This window comes from Microcoleus sp. Aus8_D2 (genome assembly GCF_036702665.1).
In the GTDB taxonomy this organism is placed as follows: domain Bacteria; phylum Cyanobacteriota; class Cyanobacteriia; order Cyanobacteriales; family Microcoleaceae; genus Microcoleus.
Genome location: NZ_JAUBUN010000022.1, coordinates 94,080 through 115,493 on the forward strand (window position 1 = coordinate 94,080; position 21,414 = coordinate 115,493).

A 21,414-nucleotide genomic window follows, 5' to 3' on the forward strand; every position below is an offset into this window, starting at 1 on the left:
CCGAGGCTAAGAAACCGGGTTTCTCGGATAATTTAGGTTGGGTGACGAGATATCTCGCAAGAAACCCGGTTTCTGGGAATTCATGTAGTTTTTTGGGCGCACTTTTTTCTCTAAATCACGGTAGGTACTTGCAAAACTTGTAAAATCTTTTGTTTCAAAGTAACTAACTCATCTTTAGTTTCGCAGTTCGGAAATAGTTGCTTGTTTCAGCATTTCCGATTGTTCGGCATCAATAAATTCTCAGCGATTTTCTGTCATTGTGTAATTAACTCAATTATCGCGATCGGAGTCCTTGGTTTTGTCATCTTGACGCTCTCTAACAGCTTTCGTCAGTAGGTAAGTTGCCAAACTGCCGATCGATCTGCTTTCTGCTTCTGCCCATTCCTCCAGAGCTTTCTGAACCTCCTCTGGCAGATATGCGGTAACTCGCCCCCGTAAAGCCATTGATTGCACTGTAAAACGTCACAACACAGTCTATTTACGCTGTCTTGCGTTGAGACGGATAATAATAGCTCGCATTAAGTCATAAATTGACGATCGCACTTTTGTTGAGAAGTGCGATCGCTTTTGATTCCCAGCAAAAACAGGCTCGCGCACCTCAATTGAGCGCAAATTCAACTCGGGCGATCGCTCCGAGATTCTTCCTTTTTCTGCTCTTGGCGATCTCTGACTGCTTTAGCTGCGACATGGGAGAGCAAGTTTGCAAGGGTTCTATCTTCCTCTTCGGCCCATTCAGACAAGGCTTGATGAACATCTTCTGTCAGTGTAACGGTTACTCGCATACGTGAAGGCATTGGCAGGGATGGTTTTACTTCTATTGTCTTAAATTTTACACTCTAACGTCATCAGACACAATATTATGTTAATTGATGTTAAAAAATGCTTTTAACATCAATTTATGCTATAAATGTAGATAAGGCTCAAGCCTTAAAACGTCAGAAGCCAGCCCCTTACTGTCCAAGGTTCCGGGCTGGCTCTGGCTCCAAAAATATCAATGGAGACGATTTCTATGTTGACATACAAAGACCGTTTGTGTTGTTGGGCGATCGCCCGTTTGTTACCGACTCAGCAATGGATTATTGTAGCCCGCTTCCGCAATCGTTCAGATGCAGAGGGGCATTTCCAGTTTCTCCGTCAAACTATACCTCACGCACAATTTGAGGTTGTCTTCGATTTAAGCGGGCAGAATAACCGTTTATCGGCGTTAAGTAACTCTACCAATTCCCTCAGCAGCGGGTTATAAACTGTAGTTTTCCGGCTGTTTTGAATTGATTCACAAAAGTGCGATCGCACTTTTGTTGAGAAGTGCGATCGACCAACCATTTTGACAAAGTATCGAAACTACCATAAATTGGCGATCGAGACCAATATGCTGGTGAAGCCAAAATTCGTCAGCAGCAGCAAAAAGTTATTTACGATACAAATATCTTTTGATGAATTGTTCGATCGGGCGATCGTCTCACTATATAATTATTAACAATCCTTTGTGTAGTCAGCAGGTTATGTTTATAATATAAACAGCTTTAAGGTTATTTATACGAGTTCTATAAAATGATGCTACCAAAGGAGTTAAAAATAGATGGTATTAGAGTTTAACCGATCTAGCTACTGTTGCATGAATTTGGAGAACTTGTATTAATTGTCGATCGCAAGCTACAACCTTAAGTTTCGCGATCGTGCCTTGGCAGAAAGAACTGGCTCAACAAAAATACTGCGCCTCTCTGGCCGAATGCTACCACCAAAGAGAATCCTAATGGTCTAAATTGGAATTTGCTTGTAGACTTAGATGATGAGCAAGGACAACAGCGCTTTTACTCTCAGTTCTGGCGTGTTAACATCACTCCATCAGAGCGTTATGTATTGTCTGTTCCCGGTAGCTACCAGTTTCGTCTTCAAGCCGATAGTTCCCGGTGGGACAATCGACCTCGTGGATTCAATAACCTTTACCTAACAGGCGATTGGGTCGATAATAGTTTTAATTCTGGGTGTATCGAAGCCACCACAATGGCAGGAATGCAAGCAGCTAAGGCAATTATCAAACAACAGTTTAGCCAAGCATATCATCGCCCGCAAATTATTGGTGAGCCTGATGCTTGGCCAGAACCGCGATCGCTTAACTTTACCATGAACGAGGACAGTTAGGCACTATTAGTAAGGTGCGTCAGAATCCAAAACTCTTAATCAAGACTATAACTTCATCTGATGCACCCTAGAAGTTGATTATAGATATCAAAAAATAATTGGTAGAATATTTTTATGTTTTCTCAAAAATTTACATTTTAAGTTGTTTAGATTCTTTATTTTAGTAGACATTGTTACCTGTTCAAAAAGGATTAAAAATGATTAACCTAAACGGCTACGAAATACTTAATCAAATCTATGAAAGTGTCAATTCTACCGTTTATCGAGGCCTTCTACAACAGGATAATCAACCAGTTATCCTCAAATTCCTCAAAGAAGACTATCCGACACCCTCCGAACTGGTTCGCTATAAACAGGAATACGAAATTACCCGTAATTTGAATTTGGATGGAGTAATTAAAGCCTATGAATTAAAACCGTATCAACGTACTTTAGTCATTATCCTTGAGGATTTCGGCGCGGTTTCCTTGCAACAGTTGATTAACCAGCGCAGGGAAACAGGTACAGGTTTACTATCCCTAGAAGAATTCCTCAGCATGGCGATTAAAACTGCTGAAATTTTGGGTCAGATTCACGCTGCAAACATTGTTCATAAAGATATTAACCCCGCGAATATTGTTTTCAAGCCAGAAACCGGGGAACTAAAAATTATAGACTTTGGGATCTCCACCGTCTTAACCCGCGAAAATCCCACCTTAAAAAATCCCAATGTATTAGAAGGAACCCTAGCCTATATTTCACCAGAACAAACGGGAAGAATGAACCGTTCTCTAGATTATCGCACCGATTTTTACTCCCTCGGTGTCGCATTCTATGAAATGCTGACTGGACAACTCCCCTTTGAAACCAATGATGCCCTAGAATTAGTCCATTGTCATATTGCTAAACAGCCACTTCTCCCCGGCACAATTAACTCATCAATTCCCAAAGCTGTGTCAGATATCGTGATGAAACTGATGGCAAAAACGGCAGAGGAACGCTATCAAAGTGCTTTTGGAATCAGAATTGACTTAACCGAATGTTTGCATCAGTTAGAAGCCCAAGGAAATATCTCAGATTTTGCTTTAGGGACTCAAGATATTTCTGAGCAGTTTCAGATTCCGCAAAAACTGTATGGACGCGAGGCGGAAGTTGAAGCCTTACTCACAGCCTTTGAGCGAGTAGCGGATAATCCAGAATCGCAAATAGAGATGATGTTAGTAGCAGGTTATTCTGGGATTGGGAAATCATCCCTAGTGGCAGAAATTCATAAACCCAATACGCGACTCAGGGGCTATTTTACTGGGGGCAAATTTGACCAATTTCAAAAGAGTGTTCCTTACTCAGCTATCGTCAATGCCTTTAAAGGATTAGTGCAGCAACTATTAACTGAAAGTGAAGCACAACTCGAACAATGGCGAGAAAAGCTGAAAAATGCTTTCGGAATTAATGGTCAAGTAATTATTGATGTAATTTCCGAAGTAGAACTGATTGTTGGTAAACAGCCCGAAGTACCAGCATTAGGAGCAACGGAGTCACAAAATCGATTTAATATTGTCTTCGGTAATTTCATCCGAGCCTTTTGCACAAAAGAACATCCCTTAGTCATATTTCTGGACGATTTGCAGTGGGCAGATTTGGCAACACTCAAGTTAATTGAACTGATGATGACAGATACAGAAATGCAATATCTGTTTTTAATTGGAGCCTATCGAGATAATGAAGTCAGCCCCACACACCCCTTAATGATGACTCTTGATGGGTTGACCAAAGAGGGAGCAACTATCAATTATATTACTTTAGCACCTTTAGAATTAAGAAATATTAGCCAAATTATTGCCGACACATTATATAGCGACAATGAATCAGTACAACCCTTGGCAGAATTGGTGATCGAGAAAACCGGAGGTAATCCGTTCTTTGTGAATCAGTTCCTCAAAACTCTCCACGCGGAAAATCTTATAACTTTTGATAGAGATCGTCATATTTGGCAGTGGAACATTGTACAAGTTGAAGCACAAAATATTACTAATAATGTCGTAGAGTTGATGATAGACAAGTTAAAAAAGCTATCTATTCTCACCCAAGATATTTTACGTTTAGCCTCTTGTATCGGTTCTTCTTTCTACTTAAGCACTCTTTCCATTGTTTCGGGAAAACCTCAAGAGGTAGTTTTCTCGGACTTAGTTATGGCAGTTCAGGCTGGATTCATCTTGCCGACATCAGAGTTAGATGAAAACCTCTTAATTCAAAATTATAAGTTCCTGCACGACCGAGTACAACAAGCATCTTATGCTCTGATTGATGACGATCAGAAAAAAGCGGTGCATCTCCAAATTGGGCGACTGTTGTTAGCGAATGTATCTGCTGAGGAACTACCAGAAAAAATCTTTGAAATCGTCGATCATTTAAACTTAGCTTGGGAATTAATAGTTGATGAATCGGAAAGGGTTGAATTAGCCAAATTGAATCTGGAGGCGGGTAAAAAAGCGAAAGCTTCAACGGCTTATGCTGCTGCTTTAGAGCAATATTTTACTCGCGGAATAGAGATGTTGCCGGGAGATGCTTGGCGGGAGCATTATGATTTAACCTTTAGTTTATATCGAGAACGGTCGGAATGTGAATATCTCTGCGGCAATTTTGAAAAGGCAGAAGAGATATTTGACTTGATATTAACTCAAGTTAAATCTAATGTAGAAAGAGCAGAAATTCAGAATATTCGGTTAGTTTTGTATGATAATACAGGCAAATTTGTAGAAGCTGTTGGCATCGGTTTTGAGGCTTTAAAATCCTTGGGTTTAAGTTTGCCTACAACCGAGAAATCAGAAATTTTGTCTGCCCTTGACTTGGAGTTAGAGTTATACAGAGCCAATTTGCAAAATATCAAAATTTCCGAGCTAATTGATGCCACGGAAATGGTCAATCCAGAGATGAGAGCTTGTATGAATCTCTTAATGAATATTACTGGCCCAGCTTATTTTGTAGATCAAGATTTGTTGGCTTTAATTTCATTAAAAATGGTCAATCTTTCTCTGGAAAATGGCAATTCAGATGTATCGGCTCATGGATATGCTTTTTGGGGATTTTTGGCAGGTGCAAGATTAGTTGACTATGAAGTAGGTTATGAATTTGGTCTATTGTCGATGAAGCTTAATGAGCAATTTCATAATGTGAACTTGGCTTGTAAAGTTTTTAATATGTTTGGTGGTTTGATTAATCCTTGGCGAAGCCATCTTAAAAAAGGGATTCCGTTTCTGCGAAAAGGCTACCTCGCAGGTGTGGAAACTGGCGATGTTTATGTCAGCTATAATTCTTCCCATTTGATTCTGCAAAGAATTCTCTGTTCGGAAAACTTTGATAGCATTCTTGAAGAATCTAATAAACATCTGGAATTTCTTAAGCAAATCAAAAATGCTGTTTTTACTAATATTCAGCAATTCTATCGTCATTTTATCTTCAATTTACAGGGTTTAACCCTGGATAAATTTTCTTTTAGCACTGAGGAATTTGATGAGTTTCAGTGCCTCCAGATGTGGAACGAAAACGGTTTTATGCCTGGGGTAGCACCCTATAATATCTTTAAAGCTCAAATTTTATTCCTCTATGGGGATTATGAAACTGCTTTAGAAAAAATTAGAACAAGCGATAAGATTATAGTTTTTATTTCAGGTATACCTAGTCAAGGCGAACATTATCTTTACTATTCTCTAATTTTAACGGCTCTTTATCCAACGGCTACCAACTCGCAACAGCAGGAATATGGGGAAATTTTAAAAGTCAATCAACAGAAGATGAAAATTTGGGCAGATAACTGTCCCGAAAACTTCCTGCATAAATATCTGTTAGTCGAAGCAGAAATCGCTCGCATTAGTGGTCAAGAAATGGAAGTTACATGGGGTTTATACGATCGCGCTATTGCTTCCGCTCATGAAAATGAGTATATTCAGAATGAAGCATTAGGTAATGAACTAGCAGCTAAGTTTTGGTTAGAGAAAGGTAAAGCGGAAATTGCCGAACTTTACATGAGAAAATCTCACTATGGCTACCAAATTTGGGGTGCGAAGCGAAAGATAGAGGATCTAGAGCAGAAATATCCGCAGTTGTTATTTAATAAATCCGTTGATAAATCAACTGACACTAAGACTAATAAGACCAAAAATACGACAACTTCTTTAACTTCTGGAAGCGTTTCAGATTTAGACTTTGCCACAGTTATTAAGTCTTCTCAGGCTCTTGCTGGTGAAATTGCACTTGACCAATTACTAGCCAAATTAATGAAGATTTTGCTAGAAAATGGTGGCGCACAAACTGGCTGCTTGATTCTCTCAAATCATGGTAAATTGACGATTGAAGCCCTAGGCAAAGCCGAGCCAGAAGAGGTAGAAGTTTTGCAATCTTTGGCGGTTGAAGATGCCGAATATTTACCTATCGGGATGCTTAAATATGTCGAAAGAACTCAGGAGGATGTGGTTTTATCAGAGGCAACCAAAGAAGGAGTTTTTACTAAAGAACCTTATATTGTCAAGAATCAGCCGAAGTCGGTTTTATGTACTCCGATTATTAATCAAGGCCAACTGATCGGCATTCTATATTTAGAAAATAACTTGACAGTAGGAGCCTTTACAAGCGATCGCCTAGAAATTCTCAAAGTCCTATCATCCCAAGCTGCTATTTCTATTGAAAACGCCCAACTCTATCGCACATTAGAAGATAAAGTAACTGAACGCACGGCTCAACTAGCTGAAGCCAATCAAGAAATTAGCACTCTGAATGAACGTCTGAAAGCCGAAAATGTCCGCATGAGCGCAGAACTCGATATTGTCAAACAACTGCAACAAATGGTCTTGCCCAAACAATCAGAACTCGCAGCAGTTGCAGGCTTAGAAATAGCTGGCTTTATGGAACCAGCAGACGAAGTTGGCGGCGATTACTACGACGTATTGCAACAGAATGGTCAAGTCAAGATTAGCATTGGTGATGTTACCGGACACGGTTTAGAAAGTGGCGTGTTGATGATTATGGCACAAACTGCTGTCAGGACGCTTCAGAAAATGAATCAAACAGATCCCGTGAAGTTTTTGGATGTGATTAACCAAACTCTTTATGATAATCTCCAGCGCATGGAGTGCGATAAAAATATGTCTTTAGCCATCTTAGACTATGCCGGAGGCGTCCTGAAATTAAGCGGACAACATGAGGAAATGATTGTGGTGCGGGCTGATGGGACACTGGAGTGCGTAGACACGATGGATTTAGGCTTTCCGATTGGTTTGGTAGAAGAGATTGGCGACTTTGTTACTCAAACAGAAGTGCAGTTAAATCCTGGGGATGTGGTGGTGCTTTATACTGATGGAATTCCGGAAGCTTTTGATATTGATCAGGCGCAGTATGGGTTGGAGAGGCTGTGGGAAGTTGTGGTGGAAAATCGTCAGCGCTCTGCTGAAGAAATTCGGGAAGCTGTGATTGATGATGTGCGGCGATATATTGGTATTCAGAGGGTTTTTGATGATATTACTTTGGTGGTGATGAAGCAAAAGTGATGAGTTTTTTAGCAGATAGCAATCCTTTTTTTAGTTGCGATTTTGACAATAAGTTGATCGCAGAACTACTGCAAGGATTGCTATAGTTGATTGCGTGTTTTGATGGCAATCTGGAAAAATGCTTGCTACAGCACAAAGTTTGTAGGGAAAGAAACCGGGTTTCTCTGATAATTTAGGTTGGGTGGCGAGATATCTCGCTAGAAACCCGGTTTCTCGGAATCGCGCCCGCAGCTAAGAAACCGGGTTTCTCTGATAATTTAGGTTGGGTGGCGAGTATCTGGGAAGAAACCCGGTTTCTGGGAATGATGCGAAGGCTAAGAAACCGGGTTTCTCTGATAATTTAGGTTGGGTGACGAGTATCTGGGGAGAAACCCGGTTTCTGGGAATGATGCGAAGGCTAAGAAACCGGGTTTCTCTGATAATTTAGGTTGGGTGACGAGTATCTGGGGAGAAACCCGGTTTCTGGGAATCGCGCTGAGGCTAAGAAACCGGGTTTCTCTTATAATCTTCGTTGAGTGACGAGTATCTGGGAAGAAACCCGGTTTCTGGGAATGATGCGAAGGCTAAGAAACCGGGTTTCTCGGGTAATTTTGGTTGGGTGGCGAGATATCTCGCCAGAAACCCGGTTTCTGGGGATGATGGGAAGGCTAATTCCGCACCATCACGGACTTGATGACAGCATTCGGCTGATACTTATTAGTCTCATAAAATCCACCTTTTCCAGCACCGTAAACCCCGGCAAATTGCTTTCCCTCAGCCTTGGGAACAAACATGATTTTTCGAGTCGGCTGATTGGCAAAAACTACATTTTCTCTCATTTCATTGTCCACGTTATAAGATAAAGTAGTTTTGCCGTAAATTGCCTCGGCTTGTTTCAATGTCATTCCCGGCCCGACGCCCTGAACAGTTTTATAATTAGGATTGTCAGTCATCAAAAGTTCAATAACATCGGTATCTTTGAGCTTGGTACCGGCTGCATAGATAATCCGATACTGCACTTTGCCCGATCGACTAACCGCCACTGCATCGAAGTCTACCATAAAAGGAGACTCTACCTTAAACTGGGCTGTGGAACCCAGAGCCTGCTTCAGTTGTCCGAAAGTCATGCCGACTTTTGCTTCGCCGATCGTGCGATCGCCAATTGCTACACTGACAGAGGAAGGTTTTGCAGCAGCATTGGCGACTTCCCCCCGCGTATTTGCACCCACAGGCGCCACAGCAGCGCCGGGAGTTGAGATTAAGGTGAGGTGACTGGCGATCGCCAGCAAAGCAGCTATCATTGATCCAGATAAGATTTTTACATTCAACATGACTAATTCTCCTCGATTTCAATTGCGACTATCAACCCGCATTTTCTTGACTGTGTTCGCTATAACTTTGTTAGTTTGGATTCTCAGAGGTGTTGGCCTCTTAACCTTCCTTCCCGGTGGTGTGATTTGGATACTGATTTGTCTGTCTTTTATTGCGGGTATACTCAGCACTTTACTGCGCAGGTAATCGGACATCCGGGAATTAAGAGTTAACAAATTTTAATTGATTCAGCTATTTCAAACAATACTTACGCCACAAATCCGTTCGACTCGCCGTATCTATAATCATCGCTTTCACTACTTGTCGCGGACTGATTATTTCTCCTGGTTGTTCACCTACTAACTGATTAATCTTTTCTACGATTCCTATGGAATCTACGCTGCTCTGCTACTAAGCGGTTGTTTAGTAGAGCGGTTCACTCGAAGAGTGAGGTATTCACCAATCATATCATGTCCGGTCGATTAACATAACAAAAACGGATCGCGCGTGCGGACGCCAGGACGCTCTCATGCTGCGGACTCTTCGGGGGCACGTGCGTTCCTTACTTATTGTGGTCAATCGACTGGACATGATATCAATTCCTCAATTCCTCAATTCCCCAATCTAAAATCTAAATCTGTACCTCCAGAAACCTGAGACTCGGCTATATTTATCTGTCCTAACCAGCTTGGCGGTTGGTATATTTCGAGCCATCTGGCATAATTGCACCTTCCAGAAAGGCAGCACTGAGTTCAGAAGTACCCACCAGGGCTCCCTTCAAATTCGCCCCTGTCAGATAAGCTTCTGCCAAAGAAGCGCCACTCAAGTTGGCATTCCTCAAATTGGCACCGCTTAAATTGGCATGGCTCAAATCTGCACAAATCAAATTGCTACTACTGAGGTTAGCACTGCTCAGGTTTGCTCCATGCAATTTAGCAAAACTGAGATTGGCACCACTGAGATTGACACCACTCAGTTTGGTTTGATGTAGGTTCGCTTGATTGAGGTTGGCATTACTTAAGTCGGCATTGCTGAGATCTGCTTCGGTCAAATTCGCGTTACTCAAGTTCGCTTTGGGAAGTTGAATCTCAGCAAATTCTGCACCGGAAGCATCCAAGCCTCTGAGCGAAACACCATCTTCGTTCAAATCCTGAAGTGCCAGAATTCTGGCGTAACTAACTTTCACCCCATGGGCGGCATCGATCGCGCTCCAGGCTTGATAATGAAATTGTTTGCGGCGATCGGGTGCTTCCTTGACAAATAGCACCAGCGCCAGAATTAAACTTGTCGTCTCAGCCCCATTTAAAACTTTTGCAACCAAGGAGTTTTCATCGGAAATAACAAAAATTGCTGACGAGGTAACGGCTGCGATCGCAGCCAGCAACCAAACTGGTGCAGCCCAAAACGCCTGAATCGATCGCCTCAACACTCGATCGGGAAAAGTTTTCCACTGTAGATTAGATGCTTTTGCCTTACACTCCTTGAATTGCTGCTCAAATCCGGTTTTTGATACGGTTTTTGATTTTGGCGATGTCTCCGAAGCTGCTGGTGTTTCGTCGGAAGTTTCTGTCTTCTGAGCTTGAGTCACCTGTGGCGGAGCTTGTTGGGCTGCACCCTGCAACATCTGCGCGGCGATCGTTCCATAAGCATCCGTCCACGCTTTCTTGACTTCCAGGAGTCCAATCGTCCTGAAGATACTCCTCAAACGTGAGTAGCAGGGCTTTTCCCACCGCAGGATATTGCTTGGGAAGCGACCCATAGCCAACGTGTCTGCCTCCTAGCGCGCTGAGAACAGGCCCTAAAGCACTGGGATTGCGAAGATTTTCGACGACTAATACTAAGGCGTTTAACAGCTTCTTCTGCTGTTGTGTAATTCTTGTATGGGCAACCCCCCTAGAAGAGCCCTCATTGCTTAGGAATGAGAATTAAATAACTTACAATTTTTATTGTTCTTGTGGGATGGGCGGGGGAGCCCATCCCACAAACTTGTGTAAATTATTTAATTCGCGCTCCTTAGTAGGCACGGCAGGGCGCTACCCCTACATATAGCGGTTCTCATAAAGATGAGGTATGCCAAATTCTGCTACGATCGCCAGGGATAACACACACACAGGGAGAGAATCTTTACTCCCAGAAACCTCAGAAAGCTTAGAGGAACTATCGATTACCTTTTTCCCAATTACCTTTTTCCCAATTACTCATTACCCATTACCCATTACCAGACATACCTCATCTTTTTGAGAAAGGCTATATGTACAAATGATTTAGGATTGCTATAGTCAGCTTTCTAATCTCCTATTTCTGTCGCTGACAGTGCTTTTCAAATTTTCGCTGCCACCACATAATGATCTTGAGGATAAATCCAATCGGTATCACTGGGCCCATGAATCAAAATGCCTGTAAAAACTGCATAATTGTAAATGGAAGAATCAACGGTCGCCAGAATACGTTTGAGATCGTCACCGATGATTTGACAGGATAACTTAGTAATGCTCAATGTATCCAAACGCTCACCATAGTTAATGGCCGAGAGAATTTTTTGCCTAATCGTGCATTGTTCGAGATCGTCGGGGTCAGTCGAAAAATTGATGCGACCTGAATCTAATTCCTTGACAATTGACATCAGAGAACCACAAGCATGAGACAATTCTCCCATTCCTTCTCTATAAACACAGCCAATTTCGCCGTTTCTAGAAATAGCGATGTGGGGCATTGCGTAAAACACAAAACGACCAATATTATTGACAGATGGGGTATGACTGAGAAAAGCGCCTATTCCTGTTTTTCCTGCCAATACAAAACCGCCTAAACTGCAAAAATCGAAGGTCTTTCCCCAATACTTGATAACTTGATTTAACAAGGGTTCAGTAATTTCGTCACGACAAGTTGCAATTACTCCCAGGGTATTTTCATCTTCAAACCCGTATTGATTCAGATCGTGAAAAGTTTGCTCCATATACTTGGCTAAAGGCAAAGTTCCTGGAAAATGGACTTGGAGTTTTTCATGGAATAGGGGAAAGGAAGACGGATCGTATGCAGTAGAGTAGGTCATAGTTAATTTGTCGGGATTCATTCTTTTTGCCACGTCTATTTTCAGTTGAAATCAAGAAAATATCTACTGATCTTGACTGTAACCGAACGGTTAGCAGCCTTGGTTTCAACTTAACGAAATCAGTTAGTGGTTGATTGCAGAAGCAATTAATTCTTCAATATCATTGTGCAATTTATGACAAAGTTTGTCAAGGGGAATATCGTTAGCATCATATCCGAATGGATTTTCAATCTCTAGACCGATCGCCTCAATGCCAAACAACGCAAAAGCCACTACCCCAGCAACTGGAACTGTCCACCATTGCAAATCTTTCACCATCTGAAAAGGCAGGGCAAAACAATATAAAATTAATAGATGTCGTAAGTGAATCGAATAAGCATGAGGCATCGGCGCACCTAAAATGCGTTCACAGCGAGACAAGCATTCAACTAACTGATCTAGCAAGCGATTGAGCGCAGCAAATTGAATAGTATCTATCTGCTTTTGAGCATACTGTTTAGTTAGATATACGCCAATCAATTGCGTTACTTTCAATGGCATATTTGTGACCTTTTGCAATCTCAAATACTGTTCCGAAGAAAGCAATGACTTTAATTCTTCATTAACACCTTCTCTTCTTAAATGCTGTTTCATCGCTATGAAAAAAGCGGCAATTAAGCGCAGACTAGCTGCCTTTTCTTGGTGTTTTTCTAAATTTTTAGCAGGAATAGTAAACCACATTTGTCGGGAAAGGTTACGCCCCGTAAATATAGTCATCCCGGCAATATGCCAGCCTTCCCAGAATCTTTCGTAGGCTGTATTCGTGCGGAAAACTAATATCAACCCTAAAACAATCCCCGGAATTAAGCCCGCTAAGATGGGTTGACTAAAACATGAATAACCATGTTGGTAAAATATGGTAATTATCAGAGCGATTACCATAGTCAAAAGCACTTGAATTTTGATAGCCCGAATAACGGAACTTTTTAAATTTAGAGCTAACTTAAACCAATCATTACCTGCAAAATCCATATAAATTACCTCAATTAGAATGGAGAATTGTTGGGAGCATCTCAGTTGGGTTTTTGTAGTGCCAACTCCTATAGCTCGCTTGCTGGTATAATCAAGCGAACTTTTGCTAGCTCGCACTCAAACAAAAAAATGCTAGGCGACCAAAATGAGATGCTCCAGAATCGTTTACGCCTGATGATGGAATGGGCATTTACCGACTTTAGGTTCTATCTCCCAAGGATCTGGGACATAGAAATAGTTAGGTTTGAGCAAGCGATTTTCAAACTCTAAGGGGTAAACTGAGACAGTTGAACCAGACAGCGGCGGAAGCAGCCAACGCCAATCTCCATAAACCTGAAAGCGATGTGTTGTCACCAAACTGACAAATTGTTTTGTAGGTAAATAGTGATAATCGGATGCAAAAACCAAAACCAGAAGAGTTGCGATTGACGATGCTAGACCACTGAATGCAGAGCTAGTAACTTTCATTTTTGAATCTTAGATTGTGTATGTTCAAAGTGTCAGCTTTCAAAAATACTGAGCCTCTTATAGGTACGACTCATGGAATAGGCATAAAGTATCAGTCACAACAAAATATTTTACCTAGGATTTTTCATTCCATAGCAGAGGCATTCCTTCCACCGTTCCTGAAGTTTCTATCTCTTCAATTTCCTTAACTAAATTTGCTACCAACTCTTCTGTTAGTACGTCAATCATTTGCATTTTCATTGGCACAACTATCCCAATTTTATCCATTACTTCCAACAGCATATTTTCCTCGGATTCTTCTAAACAACCATCAGCGTTAATTAAATTCATCAATAAATTCTCTTCCTGTAGCAATGAAAGCCAATCTTTGTCTTCTTGCTGCATAGGCCATAACAATTTTTCATACTTTTCTTGAGGAATGGAAACGGCTAAAGCCAATTGCAGCATCAAGCGGAGATTGCTGTCAGGAGGAATAGAACATAAAAACGCCATGATTTTGCCGAGTTGTTTGGTATTCATTGAAATCCTTAATATTTTGCAATGTGGTGAAATCATTCAGAAATATAACTCTGACGCTTTAGCACCAGCAAGATAATATCATCAAAAACCTTTTTTTGATCGATCAATAGGTCACCGCACATTTGCAATTACTTCATATGTGATTTTTTTGGGGGCGGCTTTGTGCTTGTTTTAGCTAATTACTTCACAAAATTTGTCTACCCCGTACTGGATTTTATTAATCTCATTGGCTTCCGTATCTTCATCTGTTGTATAAATCGCTACTAGATCGCCGAGATGTAGTTCTAAGGTTTTGAATTCAGTGGTTCAGCACGGTTGTCGCACCCTGAACTATGCCCGAGTTAGTTCTAGGGAATCCTGTCCCAGTAAACAATTAATTAAGACTCAAGTCACCAACAATACTTCAATAAAGCGATTCCAAGTCAACGGTTGTCCTGCTGTGGAATATTGGAGAAATACGACTTCATCATTAGATAGGGGTAATTCTCCTACACTCGCCATTGCCATATTCATCTCATCGGTACCGATGACATCATCTTCGTTAGCATCTATTGGTAAAAAATATGTGACAAATTGCGAATATTTAGACATCAAGCGGCGATAGCGCAAGATCAATTCGCCAAATTCGGCAAATTCGATCGCACCATTGCCATCACTATCAATGCTTTTGAACAGATACATCAATTCGTTTTCAGAAATAGTTTTTTTGCGGTAGTGGTGCAGAAGTAATGTTTTTCGCAAGCTCAATCAGACATACAGACTCCGGTTGCATCGAATTACATCATTGAATAAAGCAGGACTACCCAGAACTGATAAAGAACGCGATCGCTCATTCTTGCATACCTTCGTATAGCATTCGTGCAAACAGCCGCGCTCCATCATCGGTCTTCAATCGCGCATCGGTGGGCAGTTCAGACATTCCTACCGTTCGCAAGTCGGACAATAGCTCCGGGTGACACTGACAGGTGAACGATCGCCCAATCTGTTTGCTCTCAAAATCTTTATAGATCATGCAAGTCCTAGAACATTCGGTGACAATTTCATCCTCCATGGTAGTAGATCATAAAATCTCGCTCGTGTCAATAAGTTTAAATAACCATACCAATTAACTACCTGCTAAAATAGACCGATGTGGAATAATGGCATCGTGCTGCAAGCAGTATGCCCTGTTGGGAAATAAGCTCGCTTCTTCGTTGACCTTATGCGAGTGAAACATGGCAATGTTTGACTTCCCGATCGTACTCGATCGCGGTGTGAATCATGCCTTCATATTCGTCAGCGGTGACGGGGCGAGCTAGGAGCAGCCCTTGGATGCAAAATATGGGTTGACTCTGATTATTCAAGAAAAATTTGAGTAATTTCTACTTAAGATATTGTCCAATCATTCACTTCTACTAACTGTAGCCGTCTCTGTGAAAGTTGAGGGTGCGGAATGTGGCTGACAATTACCTTAATTCACGACAGGGAAGTCACGGAGACAGGGGTAGCTGGTTTTCCCTTCTTGCTTCTGACTTCTACCTTCTGCCTTCTGACGGGAGCAATCACCATTTTCTTGATTCTTTCATGGCCTTTCCCACCGTCACGTTTAACTGAGCTCCGATCAGCATCGCCAAACAAGAAAGATAAAGCCACAGCAGCAACACAATAAAAGTGCCGATCGTGCCGTAAGTCCAACTGTAATTGCCTAAATGCAAAACATAAAATCTAAACAAGGCTGAAAGCAGCGCCCACAAAATAGCAGCAAAAACAGCTCCCGAAAAAATCGGAATATCGGCTTGGTGGCGGCTCGGCCCGTAGCGGTAAACAAAGGCAAAGGCAACTGATACAATTCCCAAAGAAATCGGCCACCGCCACAGCCGCCAAACAGCTAAAAGTTCCGACTCTAAAGGGCAATTGCCGGCGAGCAGCAAGCAATTTTGGACATCTTTTAAATTGCAATTGGCGACGGACTCCAAGAGGCAACTCTGGCGGGCCGCAGCTTGCACAATTAAGTCGCTGAGAAATACAGCTCCCGATGCTAAGATTAGTAGCAAAATTGTACCAATGCTTAGAGAAATAGAAATAAGTTTTGCTTTAATAAAAGATCGAGTTTGAGTAGCCGGGATTTGATGAATTTGATCGAGAGCAGCCATCGCCGCGCTCATTACTCCAGAAAAGGCCCACAGCGATACTACAAAACTTAGTGAAAATAGCTGTTGGTTGCGTATTGAAAGAATTTCTTTGAGGGAATTGCGAATTAAATTTCGCACGTCATTGGGTATAATTTCTCCCAAAAGACCGGCCATTTGATACAGTGTTGATTGCAAAGGTTCAAACAGGGCGATCGCCGACAAGACAGCCAACAGCCCCGGAAACAGCGCCAGCATAGAATTGTAGGCCATTTCGGCAGACAGCCCCGGCAACCGCTGCTCTCCCGCTTTCATGCCGACTTCCTTGAGCGTGCTCCAAGTCAAACAGCGACAGAACAGCCAAAAATCACCAAATTTAGTTTTGACAGCTCTCAGCAGCCTCAAAAGTGCCTTAAACAAGGCTAAAATCAGGTAGCGCAACCAGTAATAAATGTTCATAGCTTACAAATTCCCAATGACTAATGACTAATGACCAATGACTAATGACTAATCTAAAATCTAAAATCTAAAATAAACAATATGTCTCAAGATATCAGACAGTGGTTAGATGAAATTAAGCGACTGCAACAGCATTTAACAGAGGTTTCGCGCGATCGCGATGACGCTGGTGAAAGTGCGGCTCAATGGCGCCAACTCTACAATACCGAAGCTGAGCAGCGCCGGAATGATGCTAAGTTAACTCAGCAAAGCATCGATGCTCTGCAAGCACAAATAGAAGAGTTACAAAATTTCTCCCCGATTGCGCCCGAAGGCGATGATGCTGGAGTTGCTCGCCAGCAGGAAGTTGCACAACTGCACACTGTTGGCGAACTTAAAGCTAAGTTAGCAGAAGTTCTCGAAGAGCGCGATCGAGCGATCGAACACATTAAACAACTCACTCAAGCCCTCAAGCAAGAAGAAGCCCGTCACGCCGAGACTAGCAGAAATTTAACCACCGCCCTCGGAGACGCCGTTGACTTGCTCACCAAAGCACAAACTGTTCCTACTACAAAAATGGAACCATCACCAGCCTATTCTCTAGAAATAGTCCCTACTCGCACCGCAAATCCTGGCGAAACTGCGATCGAAATCCGCCAAAATCCCGCTCAAACAAGCCGAAATCCCGCCCAGCTTCCAGCTTCTAAAAACCAGTTACTCGATTTACCGCCCTTTGGCAATTAGGAGTTATATCACGCCCTGTCGATTAACATAACAAAAAAGGATCGAGCGTGCGGACTTCAGTCCGTAGCTTTTTGCGGACTGAAGTCCTCACTACAAACGGTTATATTGGGAAAGCCACTTGCTGCTCCCGATTTGTTGTGCGGTTAGCTGCAAATCTGGGAAAATTGACGAGATTAGTCGATCGCCCTTTTGAAACAACTGTCTTTGATAATCATCCTCTCGCAGCGTACAAATTGTAATTGTCGGCTGCGAGAGGTTTCCCAATATATTCTCTGCCGCCAATGCCCAAATAATCAACAATCCAATACTCAGGAATTCCCAGCAGGGCGTAATCTTCAACTTGGCGGGCGTAGTCGTTCGACCAATTCGTGCTCACGACTTCAGCGATTAGTTTAATCGAGTTTCCCGATGTAATTACAGGTTCTTGTTGCCACAATCGCTCATCAATCAGTCGAGTTTGAGCTAATACCAGCACATCGGGGCGAAAGGCTGTTGTTGTTCCTAATAATTTGATGAGACAGCGAGGAGGAATAAAGTAAGGTAAATCTAGGCTGTCAATTTCTACATTCAGTTTGCGTCCGAGAAAGGCGGATACTTGTTCGTGGGGCCCTGTTGGTTCAATTTCGGTTAATTCACCATCGATTAGTTCGCAACCATCGCTATCGCCGTAGTTAGCAATAAATTCATCAATAGTTAGAAGTTTTGGAGGTGATTGAACCATGATGTTTGTTCCTAAATCCTAAATAAGATTTTTCTGAACCGCAGAGGGCGCAGAGAACGCGGAGGAAGAGAAGAGAGATCAGATAACCAAGAGCTTTAATATCTTCTACAAGGAAACTTCTTCCCTCTTCCGAACCTCAATTATATCCGTTACATCCGCTACAAAATCCGTTGCCGAACTTCCTTCTGCTTAAAATCCCATCGCGCCAGCTACTGCATCCAAACTCGGAGCAATTCCTTGTTTAAAGTTATTTTTGCTGTGATTAATTGCCGTATCGGGATCTTTTAAACCGTTACCTGTGAGCACGCAAACTACCGTTGCTCCCGTCGGAACTTGGTCTTTTACCTTTAATAAACCGGCTACAGAAGCGGCGCTTGCTGGTTCGCAGAAAATCCCTTCTTCGGATGCTAACAAGCGGTAAGCGTCGAGAATTTCGGCGTCGGTGACTGCGGAAAAACTGCCGCGGCTGGCTTCGGAAGCTGCGATCGCCTGTTTCCAGCTAGCGGGGTTGCCGATCCGAATTGCCGTCGCCAGGGTTTCTGGGTGCGCCACCGGTTGGCCCGTTACCAACGGTGCTGCTCCGGCTGCTTGGAATCCCATCATTCGTGGCAGGCGCGAACATTTATTCACTTGGTGGTATTGACAAAAACCCATCCAGTATGCTGTGATGTTTCCCGCATTTCCCACGGGAATGCACAGCCAGTCGGGGGCGTCGCCCAGGGCGTCCACTACTTCAAACGCGCCGGTTTTTTGGCCTTCCAAGCGGTAAGGATTTACCGAGTTGACCAAAGTTACGGGATAATTTTCGGCCATGGAGCGGACAATTTCTAAAGCGCGATCGAAATTTCCTTGAATTGAAATCACTTCCGCACCGTACAGCAAAGCTTGAGCCAGCTTGCCCAAAGCCACGTATCCTTCGGGAATCAACACGAAAGCCCGCATTCCCCCGCGTCTGGCGTAGGCTGCCGCCGCTGCCGAAGTATTGCCGGTACTGGCGCAAATTACAGCTTTGGCGCCGGCTTCCTTCGCCTTGGAAATCGCCATGGTCATCCCCCGGTCTTTGAAACTACCAGTGGGGTTGAGGCCGTCGTATTTCACCAGCACGCGCACGTCTCTACCGATGAGAGAGGCGATCGCCGGTGCTGGAATCAGGGGAGTATTGCCCTCTTGGAGTGTCACTACCGGCGTGGTTTCTGTCACCGGCAGGTAGGGGCGATAAGCTTCGATCAAGCCCGGCCAACCGTTGTGTTTCGGCGAGGCTGCGCGGGCAGCGGAGTTAGCAGCAGAGTCAGTAGCAGGTAGAATCAGGGTCACGATGTCAATGGTTTCTAGGCTTTGCCAAGGAATTTACACTAATTTTAGCTCGATCGGTTAATTTAATGTTTGATACGATCGGTTCAGGTTAAAGTAACTTAATGGTGTGAATGTGTAGATATGTCTACCCAATTACTAATGTCAAATAATTCATCCACTCTTTCTCGGCCTCAAGTCACGGCTAGCAATCCCGAAATCGCTAGTTCAGCTTCCCTATCGACGGGTTTTGCGCGCAAAGTAGATTCGGTGAAGTGCCCCTACCAAGCCGATCAGCAAGTTAAGTTCCTGCACCTGCAAGCAGAAATCGACTCCTTGCTGCTACAAGTCCAAACCCTCAAACAGCAGCGCTCCGTTGCTTGCTCTCAAGTTGCGATCGGCAAAAATTCTGCTGTGGGCAACGGCAATTAGCGGCAACTCGTGCTAATTGTGCCGCCCCTGTGGTATAAAAAGTAAAGTTTTGTTAACCGCAGTGTTTTTTTAACCAAAAGCGCTAGCCATTTAATCGGCGGCTAGCGATCGCTAGCATTTGCTAAAAGGCGCTTATCTACTGCTCAACTCGTTTGCCACAAGCTGGCAACGAGCTGATATTTTACTGCGCTAATTTTGTTAAGCCATCCACATGGCACACGGAGAATCGAAATCAATTTATGACAGCATCGATCGAAAAACCACTAAATTTGACATCCGCAAGTGACACCTCCAACCTGCGCCTCAAAGATATTCTCAAAACCCTGCCGCGCGAAGTGTTTGTCAAAAACCGCCGCAAAGCTTGGACAAGAGTCATCATCAACGTTCTTCTAGTTGCTGTTGGTTATTTTGGCCTAGCAGTATCACCTTGGTATTTACTGCCCCTAATGTGGATTTTCACAGGTACCGGATTAACCGGTTTTTTTGTGATCGGCCACGACTGCGGCCACCGGTCATTTGCCAACCGCCGCTGGGTAAACGATTTAGTCGGACATCTGGCATTTCTGCCGTTAATTTTTCCGTTTCACGCATGGCGTCACGGACACAATTACCACCACAAGCACACCAACAAAATTGGTGAAGATAATGCTTGGCAACCGATGACAGCAGCAAACTACGCTGCCGCGCCCAAAGCATTACAAATAGCTTATAGTTTAATCTTCGGCCCGATGTGGTGGATTGGATCGATCGCCCACTGGGCAAAAGTACACTTTATGTGGTGGCGCTTCAAAGGTATACAGCGCGAACAAGTGCGGTTTTCAGTTTTTGTGGTTTTGATCGGTGCTGCGATCGGATTTCCGACTTTAATTGCTACAACAGGCATTTGGGGATTCATCAAATTTTGGTTAATGCCTTGGATGGTTTACCATTTCTGGATGAGCACTTTCACCATTGTTCACCATACAGCACCAGATATTTCATTTAAATCACCAGAAGAATGGAACGAAGCCCAAGCACAACTATCGGGAACAGTTCACTGCGACTATCCCCGCTGGGTTGAGTTTCTGTGCCACGACATTAACGTGCACGTTCCCCACCACCTTTCAACTGCTATACCCTGGTACAACTTGCGCCTAGCCCACAGCAGCTTAAAGGAAAACTGGCAGCCTCATCTCTATGAAACCAAGTTTTCTTGGTCTTTAATGAAGCGGATTGCCGACAACTGTCACCTCTACAATCCTGCTGGTGGCTATCAGACATTAGAGGAATTTCACGCTAAAACTAAGTAAGTTTTAAACGCGATAAATCCCCCAAAAACCCGGTTTTGTTTAACAAACCGGGTTTTCTTAATCATTTGTAGTTATACCAATTTGCATAACTCTTGCAACATTATTCGTAGGGTGTGTCGCCACCGACAGTATCCAAAAATAGATTAAAAATCTAGCGAGCGACGCACCATCGACTATATATGAATAAACTTTTCTCAACCTCAATTATTGTAGCAAGGATTTTTCACGCTTGGTATTACCACACAAAACTCAGGTGCGTCGCTATAAGATTGTCGATAGTGGTTTGGAATTTTCTGTGGCGACGCACCCTACGACTTGGTATTACCACACAAAACTCAGGTGCGTCGCTATAAGATTGTCGATAGTGGTTTGGAATTTTCTGTGGCGACGC

20 protein-coding genes and 1 pseudogene are annotated in these 21,414 nt (G+C 43.1%); 7 read left to right on the plus strand and 14 right to left on the minus strand.

The window, feature by feature from the left end; all coding sequences use genetic code 11:
* Nucleotides 1-270 precede the first annotated feature (270 nt).
* Nucleotides 271-444 carry a ribbon-helix-helix domain-containing protein gene (locus QUB64_RS18510; RefSeq protein WP_333273312.1) on the minus strand — a complete coding sequence of 58 codons (174 nt, stop codon included), beginning with the start codon at nucleotides 442-444 and terminating at the stop codon, nucleotides 271-273.
* 170 nt (nucleotides 445-614) lie between these two features.
* Nucleotides 615-782: a ribbon-helix-helix domain-containing protein gene (locus tag QUB64_RS18515; protein WP_333273310.1), complete on the minus strand. Its 168-nt coding sequence runs from the start codon at nucleotides 780-782 to the stop codon at nucleotides 615-617.
* 212 nt (nucleotides 783-994) lie between these two features.
* Between QUB64_RS18515 and QUB64_RS18520 the strand changes: the two genes are divergently transcribed.
* The 4 genes from QUB64_RS18520 (at nucleotide 995) to QUB64_RS18535 (ending at nucleotide 7,661) form a co-directional block, all read left to right on the plus strand.
* Nucleotides 995-1,243, plus strand: coding sequence for a hypothetical protein (locus QUB64_RS18520; RefSeq protein WP_333273307.1), 249 nt, complete (start codon nucleotides 995-997; stop codon nucleotides 1,241-1,243).
* An 81-nt stretch (nucleotides 1,244-1,324) separates the two neighbouring features.
* The gene (locus QUB64_RS18525; protein ID WP_333273305.1) at nucleotides 1,325-1,477 is read left to right on the plus strand and encodes a hypothetical protein; all 153 of its coding nucleotides are present in this window, start codon (nucleotides 1,325-1,327) and stop codon (nucleotides 1,475-1,477) included.
* Between the two features lie 293 nt (nucleotides 1,478-1,770).
* The gene (locus tag QUB64_RS18530) at nucleotides 1,771-2,142 is read left to right on the plus strand and encodes a hypothetical protein (RefSeq protein WP_333273301.1); all 372 of its coding nucleotides are present in this window, start codon (nucleotides 1,771-1,773) and stop codon (nucleotides 2,140-2,142) included.
* 197 nt (nucleotides 2,143-2,339) lie between these two features.
* A complete protein-coding gene (locus tag QUB64_RS18535; RefSeq protein WP_333273299.1) occupies nucleotides 2,340-7,661 on the plus strand; it encodes an AAA family ATPase in 5,322 nt (1,773 codons plus the stop codon).
* Nucleotides 7,662-8,308: 647 nt separating this feature from the next.
* On the opposite strand, the gene QUB64_RS18540 is transcribed toward QUB64_RS18535, so the two are convergent.
* The 10 genes from QUB64_RS18540 to QUB64_RS18580 form a co-directional block, all read right to left on the minus strand.
* Entirely contained in the window at nucleotides 8,309-8,971 is a 663-nt protein-coding gene (locus tag QUB64_RS18540) for a hypothetical protein (RefSeq protein ID WP_333273297.1), read from the minus strand.
* Between the two features lie 659 nt (nucleotides 8,972-9,630).
* A complete protein-coding gene (locus tag QUB64_RS18545) occupies nucleotides 9,631-10,539 on the minus strand; it encodes a pentapeptide repeat-containing protein (protein ID WP_442921674.1) in 909 nt (302 codons plus the stop codon).
* Nucleotides 10,445-10,825 carry a globin domain-containing protein gene (locus QUB64_RS33005; protein ID WP_369124809.1) on the minus strand — a complete coding sequence of 127 codons (381 nt, stop codon included), beginning with the start codon at nucleotides 10,823-10,825 and terminating at the stop codon, nucleotides 10,445-10,447. Before QUB64_RS33005 ends, QUB64_RS18545 begins: the two co-directional genes overlap by 95 nt.
* Before the next feature lie 446 nt (nucleotides 10,826-11,271).
* Entirely contained in the window at nucleotides 11,272-12,024 is a 753-nt protein-coding gene (locus QUB64_RS18550; protein ID WP_333273289.1) for a hypothetical protein, read from the minus strand.
* Nucleotides 12,025-12,126: 102 nt separating this feature from the next.
* Nucleotides 12,127-13,014, minus strand: a complete 888-nt coding sequence (locus tag QUB64_RS18555; RefSeq protein WP_333273286.1) for a bestrophin family protein — start codon at nucleotides 13,012-13,014, stop codon at nucleotides 12,127-12,129.
* Nucleotides 13,015-13,179: 165 nt separating this feature from the next.
* Complete coding sequence (locus QUB64_RS18560; RefSeq protein WP_333273283.1) at nucleotides 13,180-13,482, minus strand: nitric oxide synthase oxygenase; 303 nt, start codon at nucleotides 13,480-13,482, stop codon at nucleotides 13,180-13,182.
* A gap of 114 nt (nucleotides 13,483-13,596) precedes the next feature.
* A complete protein-coding gene (locus tag QUB64_RS18565) occupies nucleotides 13,597-14,001 on the minus strand; it encodes a hypothetical protein (RefSeq protein ID WP_333273280.1) in 405 nt (134 codons plus the stop codon).
* 384 nt (nucleotides 14,002-14,385) lie between these two features.
* On the minus strand, nucleotides 14,386-14,742 hold the full coding sequence (locus tag QUB64_RS18570; protein ID WP_333273277.1) for an EF-hand domain-containing protein: 357 nt from the start codon (nucleotides 14,740-14,742) through the stop codon (nucleotides 14,386-14,388).
* 458 nt (nucleotides 14,743-15,200) lie between these two features.
* On the minus strand, nucleotides 15,201-15,344 hold the full coding sequence (locus tag QUB64_RS18575) for a hypothetical protein (RefSeq protein WP_333273274.1): 144 nt from the start codon (nucleotides 15,342-15,344) through the stop codon (nucleotides 15,201-15,203).
* 198 nt (nucleotides 15,345-15,542) lie between these two features.
* Entirely contained in the window at nucleotides 15,543-16,568 is a 1,026-nt protein-coding gene (locus QUB64_RS18580; RefSeq protein WP_333273271.1) for a YihY/virulence factor BrkB family protein, read from the minus strand.
* A gap of 81 nt (nucleotides 16,569-16,649) precedes the next feature.
* Here QUB64_RS18580 and QUB64_RS18585 point away from each other — a divergent pair, with 81 nt between their 5' ends.
* Entirely contained in the window at nucleotides 16,650-17,291 is a 642-nt protein-coding gene (locus tag QUB64_RS18585; RefSeq protein WP_333273268.1) for a hypothetical protein, read from the plus strand.
* A 90-nt stretch (nucleotides 17,292-17,381) separates the two neighbouring features.
* On the opposite strand, the pseudogene QUB64_RS18590 reads toward QUB64_RS18585, so the two are convergent.
* Together QUB64_RS18590 and thrC are read right to left on the minus strand one after the other, a co-directional pair.
* Nucleotides 17,382-18,012, minus strand: a pseudogene (locus QUB64_RS18590) (Uma2 family endonuclease).
* Nucleotides 18,013-18,201: 189 nt separating this feature from the next.
* Complete coding sequence (gene thrC, locus QUB64_RS18595; protein WP_442921673.1) at nucleotides 18,202-19,326, minus strand: threonine synthase; 1,125 nt, start codon at nucleotides 19,324-19,326, stop codon at nucleotides 18,202-18,204.
* Nucleotides 19,327-19,464: 138 nt separating this feature from the next.
* On the opposite strand from thrC, the gene QUB64_RS18600 reads away from it, so the two are divergent.
* Nucleotides 19,465-19,734 (plus strand): hypothetical protein, encoded by a 270-nt coding sequence (locus QUB64_RS18600; RefSeq protein WP_333343353.1) that lies wholly within the window; start codon nucleotides 19,465-19,467, stop codon nucleotides 19,732-19,734.
* A gap of 239 nt (nucleotides 19,735-19,973) precedes the next feature.
* Nucleotides 19,974-21,023 (plus strand): fatty acid desaturase, encoded by a 1,050-nt coding sequence (locus QUB64_RS18605; protein WP_333273262.1) that lies wholly within the window; start codon nucleotides 19,974-19,976, stop codon nucleotides 21,021-21,023.
* Nucleotides 21,024-21,414 lie beyond the last annotated feature (391 nt).

Excerpts from the sequence above, each read along its gene's own strand:
- QUB64_RS18510 (WP_333273312.1), bottom strand. The coding sequence starts at position 444 with ATGGCTTTACGGGGGCGAGTTACCGCATATCTGCCAGAGGAGGTTCAG.
- QUB64_RS18515 (WP_333273310.1), bottom strand. The coding sequence starts at position 782 with ATGCGAGTAACCGTTACACTGACAGAAGATGTTCATCAAGCCTTGTCT.
- QUB64_RS18520 (WP_333273307.1), top strand. The coding sequence starts at position 995 with ATGGAGACGATTTCTATGTTGACATACAAAGACCGTTTGTGTTGTTGG.
- QUB64_RS18535 (WP_333273299.1), top strand. The coding sequence starts at position 2,340 with ATGATTAACCTAAACGGCTACGAAATACTTAATCAAATCTATGAAAGT.
- QUB64_RS18540 (WP_333273297.1), bottom strand. The coding sequence starts at position 8,971 with ATGTTGAATGTAAAAATCTTATCTGGATCAATGATAGCTGCTTTGCTG.
- QUB64_RS18550 (WP_333273289.1), bottom strand. The coding sequence starts at position 12,024 with ATGAATCCCGACAAATTAACTATGACCTACTCTACTGCATACGATCCG.
- QUB64_RS18555 (WP_333273286.1), bottom strand. The coding sequence starts at position 13,014 with ATGGATTTTGCAGGTAATGATTGGTTTAAGTTAGCTCTAAATTTAAAA.
- QUB64_RS18560 (WP_333273283.1), bottom strand. The coding sequence starts at position 13,482 with ATGAAAGTTACTAGCTCTGCATTCAGTGGTCTAGCATCGTCAATCGCA.
- QUB64_RS18565 (WP_333273280.1), bottom strand. The coding sequence starts at position 14,001 with ATGAATACCAAACAACTCGGCAAAATCATGGCGTTTTTATGTTCTATT.
- QUB64_RS18580 (WP_333273271.1), bottom strand. The coding sequence starts at position 16,568 with ATGAACATTTATTACTGGTTGCGCTACCTGATTTTAGCCTTGTTTAAG.
- QUB64_RS18585 (WP_333273268.1), top strand. The coding sequence starts at position 16,650 with ATGTCTCAAGATATCAGACAGTGGTTAGATGAAATTAAGCGACTGCAA.
- QUB64_RS18600 (WP_333343353.1), top strand. The coding sequence starts at position 19,465 with ATGTCAAATAATTCATCCACTCTTTCTCGGCCTCAAGTCACGGCTAGC.
- QUB64_RS18605 (WP_333273262.1), top strand. The coding sequence starts at position 19,974 with ATGACAGCATCGATCGAAAAACCACTAAATTTGACATCCGCAAGTGAC.